This window comes from Actinocrinis sp. (genome assembly GCF_035938995.1).
In the GTDB taxonomy this organism is placed as follows: domain Bacteria; phylum Actinomycetota; class Actinomycetes; order Streptomycetales; family Catenulisporaceae; genus DASZGI01.
On the sequence record NZ_DASZGI010000405.1, the window covers coordinates 1 to 14716 of the forward strand.

Annotated in this window: 17 protein-coding genes; 3 read left to right on the plus strand and 14 right to left on the minus strand. The window is 72.0% G+C overall.

Features of this window, described 5'->3' with window-relative positions:
- Together VGZ32_RS27515 and VGZ32_RS27520 are read right to left on the minus strand one after the other, a co-directional pair.
- Window positions 1-510: ABC transporter transmembrane domain-containing protein (locus VGZ32_RS27515; protein WP_326889138.1), on the minus strand; the 510-nt coding region annotated here is incomplete at its 3' end.
- Window positions 507-2546, minus strand: a complete 2040-nt coding sequence (locus tag VGZ32_RS27520) for an ABC transporter ATP-binding protein (protein ID WP_326889139.1) — start codon at window positions 2544-2546, stop codon at window positions 507-509. The genes VGZ32_RS27520 and VGZ32_RS27515, both read right to left, overlap by 4 nt.
- A gap of 342 nt (window positions 2547-2888) precedes the next feature.
- Between VGZ32_RS27520 and VGZ32_RS27525 the strand changes: the two genes are divergently transcribed.
- Window positions 2889-3539 carry a TIGR03085 family metal-binding protein gene (locus tag VGZ32_RS27525; RefSeq protein ID WP_326889140.1) on the plus strand — a complete coding sequence of 217 codons (651 nt, stop codon included), beginning with the start codon at window positions 2889-2891 and terminating at the stop codon, window positions 3537-3539.
- 317 nt (window positions 3540-3856) lie between these two features.
- On the opposite strand, the gene VGZ32_RS27530 is transcribed toward VGZ32_RS27525, so the two are convergent.
- The 10 genes from VGZ32_RS27530 to hisD all read right to left on the minus strand — a co-directional run bounded on the left by VGZ32_RS27530 (window position 3857) and on the right by hisD (window position 10681).
- On the minus strand, window positions 3857-4270 hold the full coding sequence (locus VGZ32_RS27530) for a PIN domain nuclease (RefSeq protein ID WP_326889141.1): 414 nt from the start codon (window positions 4268-4270) through the stop codon (window positions 3857-3859).
- Window positions 4261-4482: a FitA-like ribbon-helix-helix domain-containing protein gene (locus tag VGZ32_RS27535; RefSeq protein WP_326889142.1), complete on the minus strand. Its 222-nt coding sequence runs from the start codon at window positions 4480-4482 to the stop codon at window positions 4261-4263. Before VGZ32_RS27535 ends, VGZ32_RS27530 begins: the two co-directional genes overlap by 10 nt.
- Window positions 4483-4679: 197 nt before the next feature.
- Complete coding sequence (gene hisF / locus VGZ32_RS27540) at window positions 4680-5450, minus strand: imidazole glycerol phosphate synthase subunit HisF (protein ID WP_326889143.1); 771 nt, start codon at window positions 5448-5450, stop codon at window positions 4680-4682.
- On the minus strand, window positions 5447-5845 hold the full coding sequence (locus VGZ32_RS27545; RefSeq protein ID WP_326889144.1) for a RidA family protein: 399 nt from the start codon (window positions 5843-5845) through the stop codon (window positions 5447-5449). The genes hisF and VGZ32_RS27545 overlap by 4 nt, the downstream gene beginning before the upstream one ends.
- On the minus strand, window positions 5842-6579 hold the full coding sequence (gene priA / locus VGZ32_RS27550) for a bifunctional 1-(5-phosphoribosyl)-5-((5-phosphoribosylamino)methylideneamino)imidazole-4-carboxamide isomerase/phosphoribosylanthranilate isomerase PriA (RefSeq protein ID WP_326889145.1): 738 nt from the start codon (window positions 6577-6579) through the stop codon (window positions 5842-5844). Before priA ends, VGZ32_RS27545 begins: the two co-directional genes overlap by 4 nt.
- A gap of 120 nt (window positions 6580-6699) precedes the next feature.
- A complete protein-coding gene (gene hisH, locus VGZ32_RS27555; RefSeq protein ID WP_326889146.1) occupies window positions 6700-7335 on the minus strand; it encodes an imidazole glycerol phosphate synthase subunit HisH in 636 nt (211 codons plus the stop codon).
- 10 nt (window positions 7336-7345) lie between these two features.
- Window positions 7346-7507 carry a hypothetical protein gene (locus VGZ32_RS27560; RefSeq protein ID WP_326889147.1) on the minus strand — a complete coding sequence of 54 codons (162 nt, stop codon included), beginning with the start codon at window positions 7505-7507 and terminating at the stop codon, window positions 7346-7348.
- Complete coding sequence (gene hisB / locus VGZ32_RS27565; RefSeq protein ID WP_326889148.1) at window positions 7504-8109, minus strand: imidazoleglycerol-phosphate dehydratase HisB; 606 nt, start codon at window positions 8107-8109, stop codon at window positions 7504-7506. Before hisB ends, VGZ32_RS27560 begins: the two co-directional genes overlap by 4 nt.
- Complete coding sequence (locus VGZ32_RS27570) at window positions 8106-9218, minus strand: histidinol-phosphate transaminase (protein WP_326889149.1); 1113 nt, start codon at window positions 9216-9218, stop codon at window positions 8106-8108. The genes hisB and VGZ32_RS27570 overlap by 4 nt, the downstream gene beginning before the upstream one ends.
- A complete protein-coding gene (hisD, locus tag VGZ32_RS27575) occupies window positions 9215-10681 on the minus strand; it encodes a histidinol dehydrogenase (protein WP_326889150.1) in 1467 nt (488 codons plus the stop codon). The genes VGZ32_RS27570 and hisD overlap by 4 nt, the downstream gene beginning before the upstream one ends.
- 132 nt (window positions 10682-10813) lie before the next feature.
- Here hisD and VGZ32_RS27580 point away from each other — a divergent pair, with 132 nt between their 5' ends.
- Window positions 10814-11476 (plus strand): LON peptidase substrate-binding domain-containing protein, encoded by a 663-nt coding sequence (locus VGZ32_RS27580; protein ID WP_326889151.1) that lies wholly within the window; start codon window positions 10814-10816, stop codon window positions 11474-11476.
- A gap of 147 nt (window positions 11477-11623) precedes the next feature.
- Window positions 11624-12133: a Cys-tRNA(Pro) deacylase gene (gene ybaK, locus VGZ32_RS27585; RefSeq protein ID WP_326889153.1), complete on the plus strand. Its 510-nt coding sequence runs from the start codon at window positions 11624-11626 to the stop codon at window positions 12131-12133.
- A gap of 3 nt (window positions 12134-12136) precedes the next feature.
- Here the strand turns inward: ybaK and VGZ32_RS27590 are convergent, their stop codons facing one another.
- A complete protein-coding gene (locus VGZ32_RS27590; protein WP_326889154.1) occupies window positions 12137-13765 on the minus strand; it encodes an ABC transporter permease in 1629 nt (542 codons plus the stop codon).
- A complete protein-coding gene (locus VGZ32_RS27595; RefSeq protein ID WP_326889155.1) occupies window positions 13762-14682 on the minus strand; it encodes an ABC transporter ATP-binding protein in 921 nt (306 codons plus the stop codon). The genes VGZ32_RS27590 and VGZ32_RS27595 overlap by 4 nt, the downstream gene beginning before the upstream one ends.
- Window positions 14683-14716 lie beyond the last annotated feature (34 nt).

The following is a 14716-nucleotide window of genomic DNA, read 5'->3' on the forward strand; positions in this document are numbered from 1 at the left end:
GCCCTCCTGGATGAAGGTGGTGATGGTGTCCACGTCGGAGGTGACCCTGGAGACCAGGGCGCCGCGCTGCTCGACCTGCTGGTGGAGCACGGACAGGTCGTGTACGTGCTCGAACGCCTTGATGCGCAGCGTGGCGAGGCCCGATTCGCTGGCCCGATACAGGCGGCGGTTCATCAGGTAGGCCGCGGTTGCGGTCGTGACGACGGCCAGCGCCGCAAGCGCCACCATGAGGCGGACCTCGCCGACGTTGACTCCGCCGTGCGCGTCGAAGCCGTGGTCTATCGCCTGCTGCACCGCCACCGGGATCACGATCCGCCCGACGGTCGCGATGAACGCCAGCGCCATGGTGACGCCGATGCCCTTGGTGAACTCGGGAGACAGGCGCAGGCCTTTGCGAACGATGGTGACCGGGCCGCCGGTGGCCTCGGCGACCACGGCGATGCGGGACGGGCTCGTGCTGTCGGCGGCGTCCGCCGCGGCGTCGGTCTCAGTCTCGGCGACGGCGGTCATGCCAGAGCTCCCTCGAACTGCGCCGTGTCGTCGGACGCTGTGTCATTGTCATTGTCAGACGCGGTGTCACCGTCAGACACCGCGTCATCGTCGGACGCTTCCCCATCCGACGCCGCGTCTTCGGCGGCGCGGGCGTAGGCGGTGATCAGCTCCCGGTATCCGGCGCACCGCTCGAGCAGGTCCTCATGGGTGCCCTGGTCCGCGATGACGCCGTTCTCCAGGAACATGACCTCGTCGGCCAGCGCCACGGTCGCCCTCCGGTACGCGACCACGACGACGGTCGCCCCGAGCGCGCCGTCCTTCAGGCCACCCAGGATCGCTGCCTCGACGCTGGGGTCGACGGCCGAGGTGCAGTCGTCCAGAACCAGCAGCCGGGGCCGCCGCACCAGCGCGCGGGCCAGGGCGAGACGCTGACGCTGGCCGCCGGACAGGGTCGTGCCGCGCTCGCCGACGACCGTGTCCAGCCCGTCCGGCAGGGCCCTGACGAACTTTTCCGCCTGGGCGGTGCGCAGCGCGGCCCAGATCTCCTGATCGGTGCGCTCCTCGCCGAGGGTGACGTTCTCCCGGACGCTCTCGCCGAACAGGAAGGTCTGCTGCGCGACCAGCGCGACCGCCGCGGGGACCTCGCCGCGGGCCAGGTCGCGCAGGTCGACGCCGTCCAGCCGCACCGCACCGGAGACCGGGTCGGTCAGGCGCGCGAGCAGCGAGGCGAGGGTGGACTTGCCCGAGCCGGTCGCGCCGACCACCGCGACGGTGCGGCCGGGCGCGACCTTCGCCGTGACGCCGCGCAGGACGGGGTTGTCGGGGGCTGACTCGTAGGCGAAGCGGACGGCGTCGAGCTCCAGCTCGGCCGGGGCGGGTTCGGGTGCGAGGCGGGCGTCGCCGTAGTCGGTGTGCTCCTCGTCGGTGAGGATCTTCTCCACCCGCTCGTATCCGACGACGGCGCGCGGCAGGTCGCCCAGCACCCAGCCGATGGCGCGGATCGGCCAGCCCAGCAGGGTGATGAGATACGCGATGGCGACCACGTCGCCGGCCCGTGCCTGCCCGGCCGCCACCCGGCTCGCGCCCAGGAGCAGGACCGCCAGCACGCCGAGGTTCGGGATCGCCTCGATCAGCGGGTCGAACAGGGAGCGGGCGCGGCCGGCGGAGATGTTGGCGTCGCGCAGGGCGCGGGCCCGCTGCGCGAACCGCGCGGTCTCCGCGGACTCGCGGCCGAGGGTCTTGACCACCAGGGCGCCGTCGAAGGACTCGTGCGCGACCTCGGTGACGTGCGCGCGAAGTTCCTGCGAGCGGGCGAAGCGCGGGCCGGAGAAGCGCACGTACACCGTGTTGAGGATCATGACGGCGGGGAAGACGAACAGCCCGACGAGGGCGAGCATCGGGTCGGTCGCGAACATGTCGGCGACCGCGGCGACCAGCATGACCAGCACGCCGATGGTCATGGGCAGCGGCGTCATCGGCATGGCCGCCATCTCGACGTCCGAGTTCGCGTTGGACAGCAGGCGTCCGGTGGGGTGGCGCTGGTGCCAGCTGAGCGGCAGGCGCAGGTACGCGCGGGTCACCAGGCGCCGCCAGGCGGCCTGCACCCGGAACACCACGATCCCCGCGGCCAGCCGCCGCCCGAAGATCCCGACCACCTTGGCGAGGGCGACGCCGAGAATGAGCGCGGCCGCGGCGGCGAGCCCGCCCGCTCCGGCCGCGCCGCGTTTGAAGTCGGGCAGGATCACGTGGTTGGTGGCCCAGCCGACCGCCGAGGCGGAGGCGACCGTCATGGTGCCGTAGAGGGCGCCGCCGAGCACCGCCCCGGTGAACATCAGCGGCTCGGATCTGATGGCCAGGCCGAGGATCCGCAGTCCGCGGCGGGTGGCCGAGCCTTCGGTCCCGACGATGCGCCGGGGCTTCTCGTGGCCGGCCGGAGCCTCGTGAGGGCTCCGGCGCTGGTGCGGGACGGACGCGGGATTCGCCTCGGGACCGGACGTCCGCCGACTGCTTGCGCGTGCGGGCGTGCGGTCCACCGTCGGGCGGCGGATCGGCATGGTCCTGCTCCCCCTCGTCGTCTCGCGGTCCTCGTCGACCGGTGTCGGCCGACACAGTGCCTGTCGATACGGTGTCTATCGATGCAGTGTCTGTCGATGCGGTGCCAGTGGCGGCAAAGCCAGTCAATGTCGGGCCGGTCGACGCAGCCTCGACAAGTGCGCCGGACTCTTCGAGGCTAATCGGCGGCACCGACAATGTATATCGAGTTTCGCGCATGCACCCCTTACACAGGGTGTGTTGCCTCACACGTCAAGCGATCGCACTGCCTGCGTATTCCGGGATATCCTGCGGCGGCCGGGGTAGCCGGAGGGCGCGGACGAGGACCGAGAGGTTTGATCGCCATGAGCGGATTCGCACGGGCCGAACGTGAGGAACTGGCGGACACCCTGGTGCGGGTGGGGCCGGACTCCCCGACGCTGTGCGACGGATGGTCGGCGGTCGATCTGGCGGCCCACCTGGTGGTGCGCGAGAGCCGCCCGGACGCCGCCCTGGGCGGCCTGTTCGGTCCTCTCTCGGGGCACCACCAGAAGACGCTCGAGCGCACTCGGGACCGGCTCTCGTACGCCGACCTGATCCGCAAGGTGCGCACCGGGCCGCCTGCCTGGTCGCCGATGCGCTTCTCGGCGTTCGACGAGGCGACCAACACGGTGGAGTTCTTCGTGCACCACGAGGACCTGCGCCGACCGGTCGGCGACGGCCCGCGCGACCTGGACCCGCAGTTCTCGGACGCGTTGTGGGCGCAGCTCCGGCGCGGCGCCCGGCTGATGTTCCGCGCGGTGCCGGTCGGGGTGACCCTGGTACGCACCGAGGGCGCGGACTCCCCGCGGCAGACCGTGGTCGCCAAGGCCGCAACGCCCCAGATGGTCACCATCTCCGGCCCGGCGGGGGAACTGGTGCTGTTCGCCAACAACCGCAAGGACGCCGCGCGGGTGGAGCTGACCGGCGACGAGGCCGCGATCGCCCGGCTGAAGAACGCCAAGCTCGGTCTCTAAGCCAAGCTCTGCCTCTAAACGGCGTGTCCCCCTTGCTGACGCCGCACACGCGGTGAAGGCCCTCGAGGTCACCGCCGAACCCTGACGCGCGTGCTCCCTGCCTCGCTGGCGCTCGGCAGTCCGCCCGCGCTGACGCTGCGCTGCCGCCTGCGGCTTCGCCCGGCGTCCGCCGGGGCCAAGCTCCCACCCGCCCGACCCTCCGCTCCGCGGCCCCATGGGCCGCTACGCGGGGAAACGCGCCGCCCGGCTCCTCGCGTCGGGCCTTGACGGCCCTCCGCTCCGGGGCCGGGTCGAACCACCCCGCGGATCTTGTCGCTTCAGGGGAGGGCGAGGCGTTCGAGCGGTTGGCCGGTGATCTCGGCAATCAAGTCGAAGCCCATGTCGTGGTGTAGCACGGCGAGCCCGGCCAGCTCCGCGGTTGCGGCGATGATCAGGTCGGGGATGGAGGGGACGCGGTAGTGGCCGCGGTCGGCCAGTAGGGCGAGCACATCGAAGGCGCGCTCTTCGATGGCGGGCGTCAGGTATTCGACCGGCATCGCGGCCAGCGGCGGGCGGCGCAGTCCGGCGCGCAGGTCCGTTCCGCTGCGGGCGGAGTAGCCGACTTCCAGACGGGTGACGGTGGTGATGCGCACCAAGCCGCGCTCGATGCGGGTAGCCCAGGCTGCAGCGTCGGGACTGTCGGCGAGTCGCACGAGGGCGGACTTGTCGATCAGCCACGTAGTCACCGCCACGCTTGGTCCATGATGTCGGGCTCGGCCAGGTCCGCGAACTGTTCGGCGAAATGGGCCAGGTCAGCGACGGTGACCGGGGTGTCGGTTGCGGTGGCGTCCTGGGCCAGGCGGCGGCGCACGTATTCGCTGCGCGAGAGACCCAGCCGAGCGGCATGGGTGTCGAGAGCGGCGATCACGGCGTCAGGAACATCGCGGATGAGCATGTCAGTCATCGGCCCACCTCCTCGTGATATCCCACGATATCATACGCGACTGTGCAAGAGTTGCTGCCTGCATCCGTGCCGCGGACACGGTAGCCGGTCTCCTCGCGTTCAGAGGGATTCAGCCTGGTCAGAGCGTGCGCAGCTAGGCTGGACGGCGTGTCGCTGATGATCGTGGGCGGTGAGTGGCCGGCCGACGGGTCGGCGCATCAGCGGATCGGGTGCCCGGCTTCCCGCAGCGACTGCTTGACCTCGCCGATCGTCAGCTCGCCGAAGTGGAACACGGACGCGGCCAGGACCGCGTCGGCCCCGGCGGCCACCGCCGGGGCGAAGTCCTCCAGCTTCCCGGCCCCGCCCGACGCGATCACCGGGACGGTCACCTCGGACCGCACCGCGCGGATGAGTTCGAGGTCGTAGCCGTCCTTGGTGCCGTCCGCGTCCATCGAGTTGAGCAAGATCTCGCCCGCGCCCAGATGCGCCGCCCGCGCCGCCCAGGCCACCGCGTCGATGCCGGTGGACTGCCGCCCGCCGTACGTGGTCACCTCGAAGCCCGACTCGGTCTCGACGCCCGGCGGACAGCGGCGCGCATCGGCCGAAAGAACTAAAACCTGGCTGCCGAAGCGGTCCGCGATCGCGGAGATCAGCTCGGGCCGGGCGATGGCCGCGGTGTTGACCCCGACCTTGTCCGCGCCCGCGCGCAGCAGCCGGTCCACGTCCTCGACGGTGCGCACCCCGCCGCCGACGGTCAGCGGGATGAAGACCTGCTCGGCCGTGCGCCGCACCACCTCGTAGGTGGTCTCCCGGTCGCCCGAGGAGGCGGTGATGTCGAGGAAGGTCAGCTCGTCCGCCCCGGCGGCGTCGTAGGCGGCGGCCAGCTCGACCGGGTCGCCCGCGTCGCGCAGGTTCTCGAAGTTCACGCCCTTGACCACCCGCCCGGCGTCCACGTCCAGGCAGGGGATCACCCGCACGGCCAGGCTCACGAGGCCACCCGGCCGTCGCGGTAGGCGTCCACCTCGACCTCGACCAGCATCTGCGGGTCGATCAGCTTGGAGACCACGACCATCGTCGCGGCCGGGCGGGCGGTGTCGAACAGCTCCTTGTGCGCGCGCCCGACCGCTTCCATGTCGCGGGGGTGCACGAGGTACATGCGGGTGCGCACGACGTCCGCACGGCCGAACCCGGCCTCCTTCAGGGCCTTGAGGGCGGCGTCGAACGCGGTCCACGCCTGGCGGTACGGGTCACCCTCGTGGTGGACGACGCCGCCTATGACGGCGGTGCAGCCGGAGACGTAGGCGTTCGGACCCGCGACCACGATCCGCGAGTAGCCGAAGGCCTCCTCCCACGGACCACCCGAACCGAGTCGGATGACGCTCATCCGGACACCGCCTCCAGCGCTTCCTCGAGAGTGAAAGCGCCGGTGTACAGCGCCTTGCCCACGATAGCGCCCTCCACCCCGGCCGGGACGAGCGCTTGCAAAGCCCTGAGATCGTCGAGGCTGCCGACGCCTCCGGAGGCGACGACGGGGCGGTCGGTGGCGGCGCACACGTCCCGGTACAGGCCGACGTTCGGGCCCTGGAGCATGCCGTCGCGGCCGACGTCGGTGATCACGTACCGGGCGCAGCCCTCGCGGTCGAGGCGCCCGAGCACCTCGTACAGCTCGCCGCCGTCCGTGGTCCAGCCGCGGCCGCGCAGCCGCCACTGCCCGTCCTCGAACCGTACGTCCAGGCCGACCGCGATCCGGTCGCCGTGCTCGGCGACGGCCTTGGCGACCCAGGCCGGGGATTCCAGCGCCGCGGTGCCGAGGTTGACCCGGGCGCAGCCGGTGGCCAGCGCCGCGGTCAGCGAGTCGTCGTCGCGGATTCCGCCGGACAGCTCAACCTTGACCGCCACCCGGGCGACGACGTCGGTGAGCAGCGGGCGGTTCGAGCCGCGGCCGAACGCCGCGTCGAGGTCGACCAGGTGGATCCACTCGGCGCCGGCGCTCTGCCAGGCCAGCGCGGCCGCGAGCGGGTCGCCGTAGCCGGTGGAGGTCCCGGCCTCGCCGCGGACGAGCCGGACGGCCTGGCCGTCCTCGACGTCGACGGCCGGCAGGAGTTCGAGCTTGGGCACGAAGGGGATCGCCTTTCTTCGGGTCGGTCGCCGGTTTGAGGACCGGCCGCGGGGCGGTCGGTGCAGGTGGCGGATACGGGAGCGCGCCGGGGAATCGGAGCGGGCGACCGGAGCGGGGAATCAGAGCGTGGAGATCCAGTTGGCCAGCAGCGCCGCGCCCGCGTCGCCGGACTTCTCCGGATGGAACTGGGCGGCCCACAGCGGGCCGTTCTCGACCGCCGCGACGAACGGCCGGGCGCCGTAGTCGCACCAGGCGACCTTGGGCGCGGGCATCGGATGGGTCTCGGTCAGCTCCCACTTCTGCGTGGCGTAGGAGTGCACGAAGTAGAAGCGGGCGCCGTCCGGCAGTCCGGCGAACATCCGGCTGTCCTCGGGCGCCGTCACGGTGTTCCACCCCATGTGCGGGACGACGGGGGCCTCGATGCGCTCGACGGTGCCGGGCCACTCGGCGCAGCCCGCGGTCTCGACGCCGTGCTCGATGCCGCGCTCGAACAGGATCTGCATCCCGACGCAGATCCCGAGCACGGGGCGGCACCCGGCCAGGCGGCGGCCGATGATCCGGTCGCCGCGCACCTGCTGGAGTCCTTCCATGCAGGCCGCGAAGGCGCCGACGCCGGGGACGAACAGGCCGTCCGCGTCGAGCGCGGTCTGGAAGTCGTCGGTCACGACCGTCTCGACGCCCTGGCGGGCCACGGCGCGCTGGGCCGAGCGGATGTTGCCCGAGCCGTAGTCGAGGATCGCGACGCTCTTGGTCATCGCCGACCCGTCACTTCCACCGCAGCGCGCCGGCCGCGATGGCCAGCGCCGCGCAGACGCCGAGTATCCCGATGAGCACCTTCGGCAGGCCCTGCTTGGCGAAGGAGATCACGCCGCCGATCAGGAACAGGCCGAGGAAGATCAGCAGCGCGGCGGTGTAGCTACCGGTCACAGGACACCCTTCGTGCTGGGCACGCCCACGACGCGCGGGTCGTACGCGGCGGCGTCGCGCAGCGCCCGGGCCACCGCCTTGAACTGGGCTTCGACGATGTGGTGGGCGTTGCGGCCGTAGGGGACGCGCACGTGCAGGCAGATCTGCGCCTGGGCGACGAAGGACTCGAAGATGTGCCGGGTCAGGGTCGTGTCGTAGGCGCCGATCATCGGGGCCATCCGCTCTGGCTCCTCGTGCACGAGGTAGGGGCGGCCGGACAGGTCCACGACCGCCTGCGCGAGCGTCTCGTCGAGGGGTACCCGCACGTCGGCGAAGCGGCGGATCCCGGCCTTGTCGCCCAGCGCCTCGCGGAACGCCGTGCCGAGCGCGATCGCAGTGTCCTCGACCGTGTGGTGCGCGTCCACGTGCAGGTCGCCTGCGGTCTTCACGGTCAGGTCGAACAGGCCGTGCTTGCCGAGCTGGGCGAGCATGTGGTCGTAGAAGCCGACGCCGGTGTCGATGTCGACCTCGCCGGTGCCGTCGAGGTCGATCCCGACCAGCACGCTGGACTCCTTGGTGGCCCGCTCGACCCGTCCGACCCGGCGGCGCGCAGACTCGCTCAAAGGATCTCCTTCAGTGCGTTGAGGAACGCCCCGGTCTCCTCCGGGGTGCCCGCGGTGACCCGCAACATCCCGGGTAGGCCGACGTCGCGGACCAGGACGCCGCGGTCCAGCAGGGCCCGCCAGACCGCTTTCTCGTCGGCGCGCTCCGCGCCGTCCCGGGCGAGCGCGAAGCAGACGAAGTTCGCGTCCGACGGCACGACGTGCAGGCCCATCGCGGTCAGCTCGGCCACTATTCGGTCGCGCTGCGCCTTAACCGCGTCCACGGTACCGAGCAGCGCGTCCACGTGCGCCAGCGCGGTGCGCGCAACCGCCTGGGTGAAGACGGAGAGGTGGTACGGCAGGCGCACGAGCAGCAGCGCGTCGATGACGGCGGGGTCGGCGGCCAGGTAGCCGACGCGGGCTCCGGCCATGGCGAACGCCTTCGACATGGTGCGGGTCACGATGAGCCGGGGCCGACCGGGCAGCAGCCGCAGGGCCGAGGGGGTGCCGGGGCGGAAGAACTCCGCATAGGCCTCGTCGATCACGACCATGCCCGGCGCGGCGTCGACGATGGCCTCGACCAGTTCCCGCTGCGCGGCGGTGCCGGTGGGGTTGTTCGGCGAGGTGAGGAAGACCACGTCCGGCCGGTGGTGTTCGATCGCGGCGACGGCGGCGTCCGGGTCGAGACCGAAGTCCGCGTCGCGCCGCTCGGCGATCCAGCGGGTGCCGGTGGCCAGCGAGATCAGCCGGTGCATGGTGTAGGAGGGCTCGAAGCCGAGGGCCGAGCGGCCCGCGCCGCCGAAGCACTGCAGGATCTGCTGGATAACCTCGTTGGAGCCGTTGGCGGCCCACAGCTGACTGCCGGTCAGTCCGTGCCCGAGGTAGCTGGCCAGGTCCTTGCGCAGCTCGACGGCGTCGCGGTCGGGGTAGCGGTTCGCGCCCGCCGCGGCGGCGGCCACGGCCGTGCCGAGGTCGGCGATCAGCTCGGGCGGCGGCGGGTACGGGTTCTCGTTGGTGTTGAGCAGGACGGGCACGTCCAGCTGCGGCGCCCCGTACGGGGACAGCCCGCGAAGGTCGTCGCGGATCGGCAGATCGCGCCACGAGATCGGGCCGGCCTCGGTGTGCGTCACGCGGTCTCCTGCGGGGCCGGGTCGTCATAGGCGGTGGTGTCGACGAGTGGTGTCGCCTCAGGTACTGCCGACTCAGAGAGCGCTGGCTCAGGCACGGCTGGCGGCTCGGCGGACGCGTCCACGGCGGCCTCCCGCGCGGGCGCCCCGGTGGGGAACCGGGCGGTGACCGCCTGGCCGTGCGCGGGCAGGTCTTCGGCGTGCGCGAGGGTCACCACGTGGTGGGCGACCTCGGCGAGCGCGGCCTCGGTGTACTCGACGATGTGGACGCCCTTGAGGAAGGTCTGCACCGACAGGCCGGACGAGTGGCACGCACAGCCGCCGGTCGGCAGCACGTGGTTCGATCCGGCGCAGTAGTCGCCGAGCGAAACGGGCGAGTACGGGCCGACGAAGACCGCTCCGGCGTTGCGCACCCGTCCGGCGATCACCCGCGGGTTCGAGGTCTGGATCTCCAGGTGCTCGGCGGCGTAGGCGTTGACCACGGCCAGCCCGGCGTCGAGGTCGTCGACCAGCACGATCGCGGACTGGCGGCCGCGCAGCGCGGCGGCGATGCGCTCGGCGTGCTTGGTGGCGGCGACCTGCTGCTCCAGCTCAAGCTCGACCGCCTCGGCCAGCGCCACCGAGTCGGTGACCAGGACGGCGGCGGCCAGCGGGTCGTGCTCGGCCTGGCTGATCAGGTCGGCGGCGACGTGCGCGGGGCTGGCGGTCAGGTCGGCCAGGATCGCGATCTCGGTCGGGCCCGCCTCGGCGTCGATCCCGATACGGCCCTTGAGCAGGCGCTTGGCGGCGGCGACGTACACGTTTCCCGGGCCGGTGACCAGGTCCACGGGCGCGCAGCGGGTGGCTCCGCTGCCGGCGCCGTACGCGAACATCGCGATCGCCTGCGCACCGCCGACCGCGTACACCTCGTCCACGCCGAGCAGGGCGCAGGCGCCGAGGATGGTCGGGTGCGGCAGGCCGCCGAAGTCGCGCTGCGGCGGGGACGCGACGGCGATCGCGCCGACCGCGGCGATCTGGGCCGGGACCACGTTCATCACGACCGAGGAGGGGTAGACGGCCAGGCCGCCCGGCACGTAGAGGCCGACCCGGTCCATGGGAATCCACCGCTCGGTGACGGCGCCGCCCGGCACGACCTGGGTGCGCACGTCGCGGCGCTTCTGGTCGGTGTGGACCTTGCGGGCGCGGCGGACCGACTCCTCGAGCGCGGCGCGCACCTGCGGATCGAGCCCGGCCAGGGCCTGGGACAGCGCGTCGCGGGAGACCCGGACCGATTCCAGCCGCACCCCGTCGAACCGCTCCCCGTACTCGATCAGCGCCGCCTCCCCGCGGTGGCGCACGTCGTCGCAGATGGGGCGCACCGCCTCGACGGCCCGCTCGACGTCGATCTCGGCTCTTGGCACGAGCGCGCGCAGGTCGGTCGAGCCGTCGGAAAGGTCCCTTCCGCGCACATCGATACGAGTGATCACACCGCCAGTGTAGTTCGACTCTGGACAGCGGCCTGCAGCTATTCCGGTGTGTGGACGATCAGACGTGTGAGGACGCGGACCCGCCATCCGCTATCGCTGCATGGCACCCGTCGCGCCCCCTAGGCTAGGTCCATGGCCGCCACGCTGCCGTTGTTCCCCCTCGGCTCTGTGCTGTTCCCCGGTGTGGTGCTGCCGCTGCACATCTTCGAGCCCCGCTATCGCAGGATGGTCGCCGACCTGCGGGAACTGCCCGAGGGCGAGCCGCGCGAGTTCGGCGTGGTGGCGATCCGGGACGGCCGGGAGATCGGTCCCGAGGCCGTGGAGAGCGTATACGACGTGGGCTGCACGGCGCGGATCTCGGCCTTGGAGGCGCACGAGGACGGGCGCTATTCGCTGGTGACCACCGGGACGCAGCGCTTCCGGCTGCTGGACGTGGACACCACGGGCCCGTATCTGCGCGGCGAGGTGGACTTCCTGGAGGAGAACGCCGGCCCGGACGCCGAAGCGCTCAAGACCTCGAGCACCGCGCTGCTGCTCGGCTACCAGCGCGCGCTCGCCGGGCTGCGCGGCGTGCGGGCCGGGCCGATCCCGGAACTGCCGGACGACCCGACGGTGCTGTCCTATCTGATCGCCGCCGCGATGGTGCTGGACCTGCGGGACAAGCAGCGTCTGCTCGCGACGCCCGACACGGCGGCCCGGCTCAAGCGCGAACAGTCGCTGCTGCGCCGCGAGACGCTGCTGATCAAGGAGCTGCGGACGCTGCCCGCGGTGGATCTGCTGCGCCGCGACCGCTAGAAGCACGGGACCGGCGAGCGCGACTTATAAACACTGCCGATAAACCACGGCCGATAGACACCGCCGGTGAACGCTGTGCCCGCTCGCTAGGATCTGCCCGAACGGCGCACCGGAGCGAGGACAGAACCGGAGAGGCGGGGCCTTCACGTGGCCAAGAACGCGCGGCAGGACGCCAAGACGCGCAGCGCGGGCACTCCGGCGACCGTCGCTTTGACCCAGGCCAAGGTCGAATTCACGGTGCACGCCTACGACCACGACCCGGCGGCTCCGTCGTATGGGACGGAGGCCGCGGACGCAATGGGCGTCGCGCCGCAACGCGTGTTCAAGACCCTGCTCGCGGACGTGGACGGCAAGCTCACGGTCGCGGTGGTCCCGGTGTCCGGCCAGCTGGATCTCAAGGCCCTGGCAGCCGCGGTGGGTGGCAAGCGGGCTGCGATGGCCGACCCGGCGGCGGCTGAGCGCACCACCGGCTACGTGCTCGGCGGCATCTCGCCGCTGGGGCAGCGCAAGAAACTGCCGACAGTGATCGACCAGTCGGCGCTGGAGTACGAGACGGTCTTCTGCTCAGGCGGCCGCCGGGGCCTGGAGATCGAACTGGCCCCGGCGGACCTGGTGCGGCTGACCTCGGCGCGTACGGCTGCGCTCGGCCGCGCGTAGCCGTCAGATCGTCAGGTCGCGTCGCCGGAAACCGACGAGCGCGGCGGTGAGCAGCGCGACGGCGATCACGGCCAAGGCGACGATCGGGGTCCAGCCGAAGGCACCGCCGGGCAGCTTGGGCACGTGCGTGAACGGCGAGATGTCGATGACGGCCTGGCTCAGCTTGAGTACCGGAGCGAGTTCCGCCATCAAGATGAACACCGCGACAAGACCCCACGCGACGGCGGTATAACGCGGCAAGGCCGCAGCCAGGAGCGCAGTCAGTCCGCCGACCACGGCGACCGCTGGCCACTGCGCGAGGGACGCACCGATCATCGTGGGTACCTGCCCCGAGACGTCGTGCAAGCGGATGCCATAGGCCAGGCCGGTGCTTGCGCCCATCACGAGCAGAAGGACCCCGCCGCCGAGCAGGGCCGCGCCGAAATGGCTCGCCGCGAAGCGCACCCGGCTCACGGCGGCCGCGAGCAGCGGTTCGACGCGCCCGCTCGTCTCTTCCCCGCGCAGGCGCAGCGTCGCCTGCACGATGTACACGGCCGCGATCAGGGCCATGATTTGCAGCACGCCCGCCAGGTAGGCGTCGACCAGTCCCTGCTGACCGCCCAGCTCTCGAAGGTACTTCTCCACGCTGGCGCTGGAGCTCAGCAGACCCCCGATGTCCTTGGAGACCGAACCGATGACGCCGCCGGCGAGGGCATAGGCGACGGCCCAGCCGAGCAGCGGGGCGCGGTGCAGGCGGTAGGCCAGGCCGTTGACACCGCGCAGGTCGCGTCCGGCGCGCGCGGCACCGTCGCGGGCGGCCAGCATCCCGGACCCCAGATCGCGGTGGGCGCTCAGTCGGACCGCGACGGCGGTGAGCACGAGCGCTCCGGCGATCGGGAGCGCGAGAGTCCACCACCGGTCCTGTGCGTATGCGTCGGCCTGCTCGACCCAACCGACCGGCGAGCACCAGAGCAGCCAGGACCAGCCGCTGGCGTCACCGGCGGCGCGGGCGAGGAACATCGCGCCGAGGATGGCGAACGCGATGCCGTTGGCCGCCCGCGAGGTCTCGGCGATCTGCGCGGTGACCGCGGCGAGCGCCCCGAACAGCAGGCCGCAAGCGCCGATCGACAGGCCGAGCAGGGCCGCACCCGCGGCGCCCTCGCCCAGGAACGGCAGCACGACGGCCGTCCCCACCGCGGCGATCACGTCGGCGAGCAGCGCGACCGAGAGCGCCGATGCGAGCGGCGCCTGGCGGCCCACGGCGGCCGCGCCGACCAGTTCCTGGCGTCCCGTCTGCTCCTCGGCCCGCGTGTGCCGGACCACGAGCAGGATGGACATGACGGCGGCGAGGGTGGCCGCGAGAGCGGCGATGCGCCAGGCGGTCAGGCCGCCGAGGGACGTGCTCTGCACCGGTCCGTAGATCGCCACCGCCGAGGGGGTGGCGTTGATCGAGGCGGCGAACGCCTCGCGCGAGGACTCGGTCGAGTAAAGACCCTTGAAGCTGTACGCCGTGGACGCGGAGGTGGCGATCAGCGCGTAGACCCAGACCGGGATCATGATCCGGTCGCGCTTCGCGGCCAACTGGATCATGATCCTGGTGCCTGCCAGGGACTGCACTCTCAGTGCCTGGGTGCTCAATGTCTGGGCGCTCATCGCGCCGCCACCGTCTGCGGCTCGTCCTCCGTGCCGGCGTAGTAGCGCAGGAAGAGCTCCTCGAGGGTCGGCGGGCGCGTGGTGAGCGAGCGCACCCCCGCGTCGGTGAGGACGCGCAGGACGGATTCGAGCGCCTCCTGGTCCACCTGGCAGCGCAGCGTGGTGCCGTCGAGTTCGAGGGCGTGCACGCCGGGGAGCGTGTCGAGGCCGACGGGCGGCCGGGAAAGCTCGGCCGCGACGGCGGTGCGGGCCAGGTGACGCAGCTCGCTGAGACTGCCCGAGTCGACCGTGCGCCCGGCGCGGATGATGGAGACCCTGTCGCAGAGCTCTTCGACTTCGCTGAGGATGTGGCTGGACAGCAGGACCGTCGCGCCGCGGTCGACCGACTCGGCGACGCACTCGCGGAACGCGGCCTCCATGAGCGGGTCGAGGCCGGAGGTCGGCTCGTCCAGAATCAGCAGCTCGGCGTCGGCGGCGAAGGCGGCGACGAGGGCGACCTTCTGCCGGTTGCCTTTGGAGTAGGCGCGCCCCTTCTTCTTCGGGTCCAGCTCGAAGCGTTCGATCAGCGCGTCCCGGCGCTTGGCCGCGAACCCGCCGCGCAGCGCGCCGAGCAGGTCGATGGCCTCTCCCCCGGTCAGATTCGGCCACAGCGTCACGTCGCCGGGCACGTAGGCGAGGCGGCGGTGCAGCACGACGGCGTCGTGCCACGGGTCCGCGCCGAGCATCCGCGCGGAGCCGGAGTCGGCGCGCAGCAAGCCGAGCAGCACGCGGATGGTGGTCGACTTGCCGGCGCCGTTTGGGCCGAGGAAGCCGTGGACCTCGCCAGCGCCCACCCGCAGATCGAGTCCGTCGAGCGCGCGGGTGCGCCCGAACGACTTGCACAGTCCGGCGATCTCGATCGCCGCGGTCGTCTCCATGCCGGGAACGCTACACTGATTTCACAAACTCGTG

Excerpts from the sequence above, each read along its gene's own strand:
- VGZ32_RS27520 (WP_326889139.1), bottom strand. The coding sequence starts at position 2,546 with ATGCCGATCCGCCGCCCGACGGTGGACCGCACGCCCGCACGCGCAAGC.
- VGZ32_RS27525 (WP_326889140.1), top strand. The coding sequence starts at position 2,889 with ATGAGCGGATTCGCACGGGCCGAACGTGAGGAACTGGCGGACACCCTG.
- VGZ32_RS27535 (WP_326889142.1), bottom strand. The coding sequence starts at position 4,482 with ATGACTGACATGCTCATCCGCGATGTTCCTGACGCCGTGATCGCCGCT.
- VGZ32_RS27545 (WP_326889144.1), bottom strand. The coding sequence starts at position 5,845 with ATGAGCGTCATCCGACTCGGTTCGGGTGGTCCGTGGGAGGAGGCCTTC.
- hisH (WP_326889146.1), bottom strand. The coding sequence starts at position 7,335 with ATGACCAAGAGCGTCGCGATCCTCGACTACGGCTCGGGCAACATCCGC.
- VGZ32_RS27580 (WP_326889151.1), top strand. The coding sequence starts at position 10,814 with ATGGCCGCCACGCTGCCGTTGTTCCCCCTCGGCTCTGTGCTGTTCCCC.
- VGZ32_RS27590 (WP_326889154.1), bottom strand. The coding sequence starts at position 13,765 with ATGAGCGCCCAGACATTGAGCACCCAGGCACTGAGAGTGCAGTCCCTG.
- VGZ32_RS27595 (WP_326889155.1), bottom strand. The coding sequence starts at position 14,682 with ATGGAGACGACCGCGGCGATCGAGATCGCCGGACTGTGCAAGTCGTTC.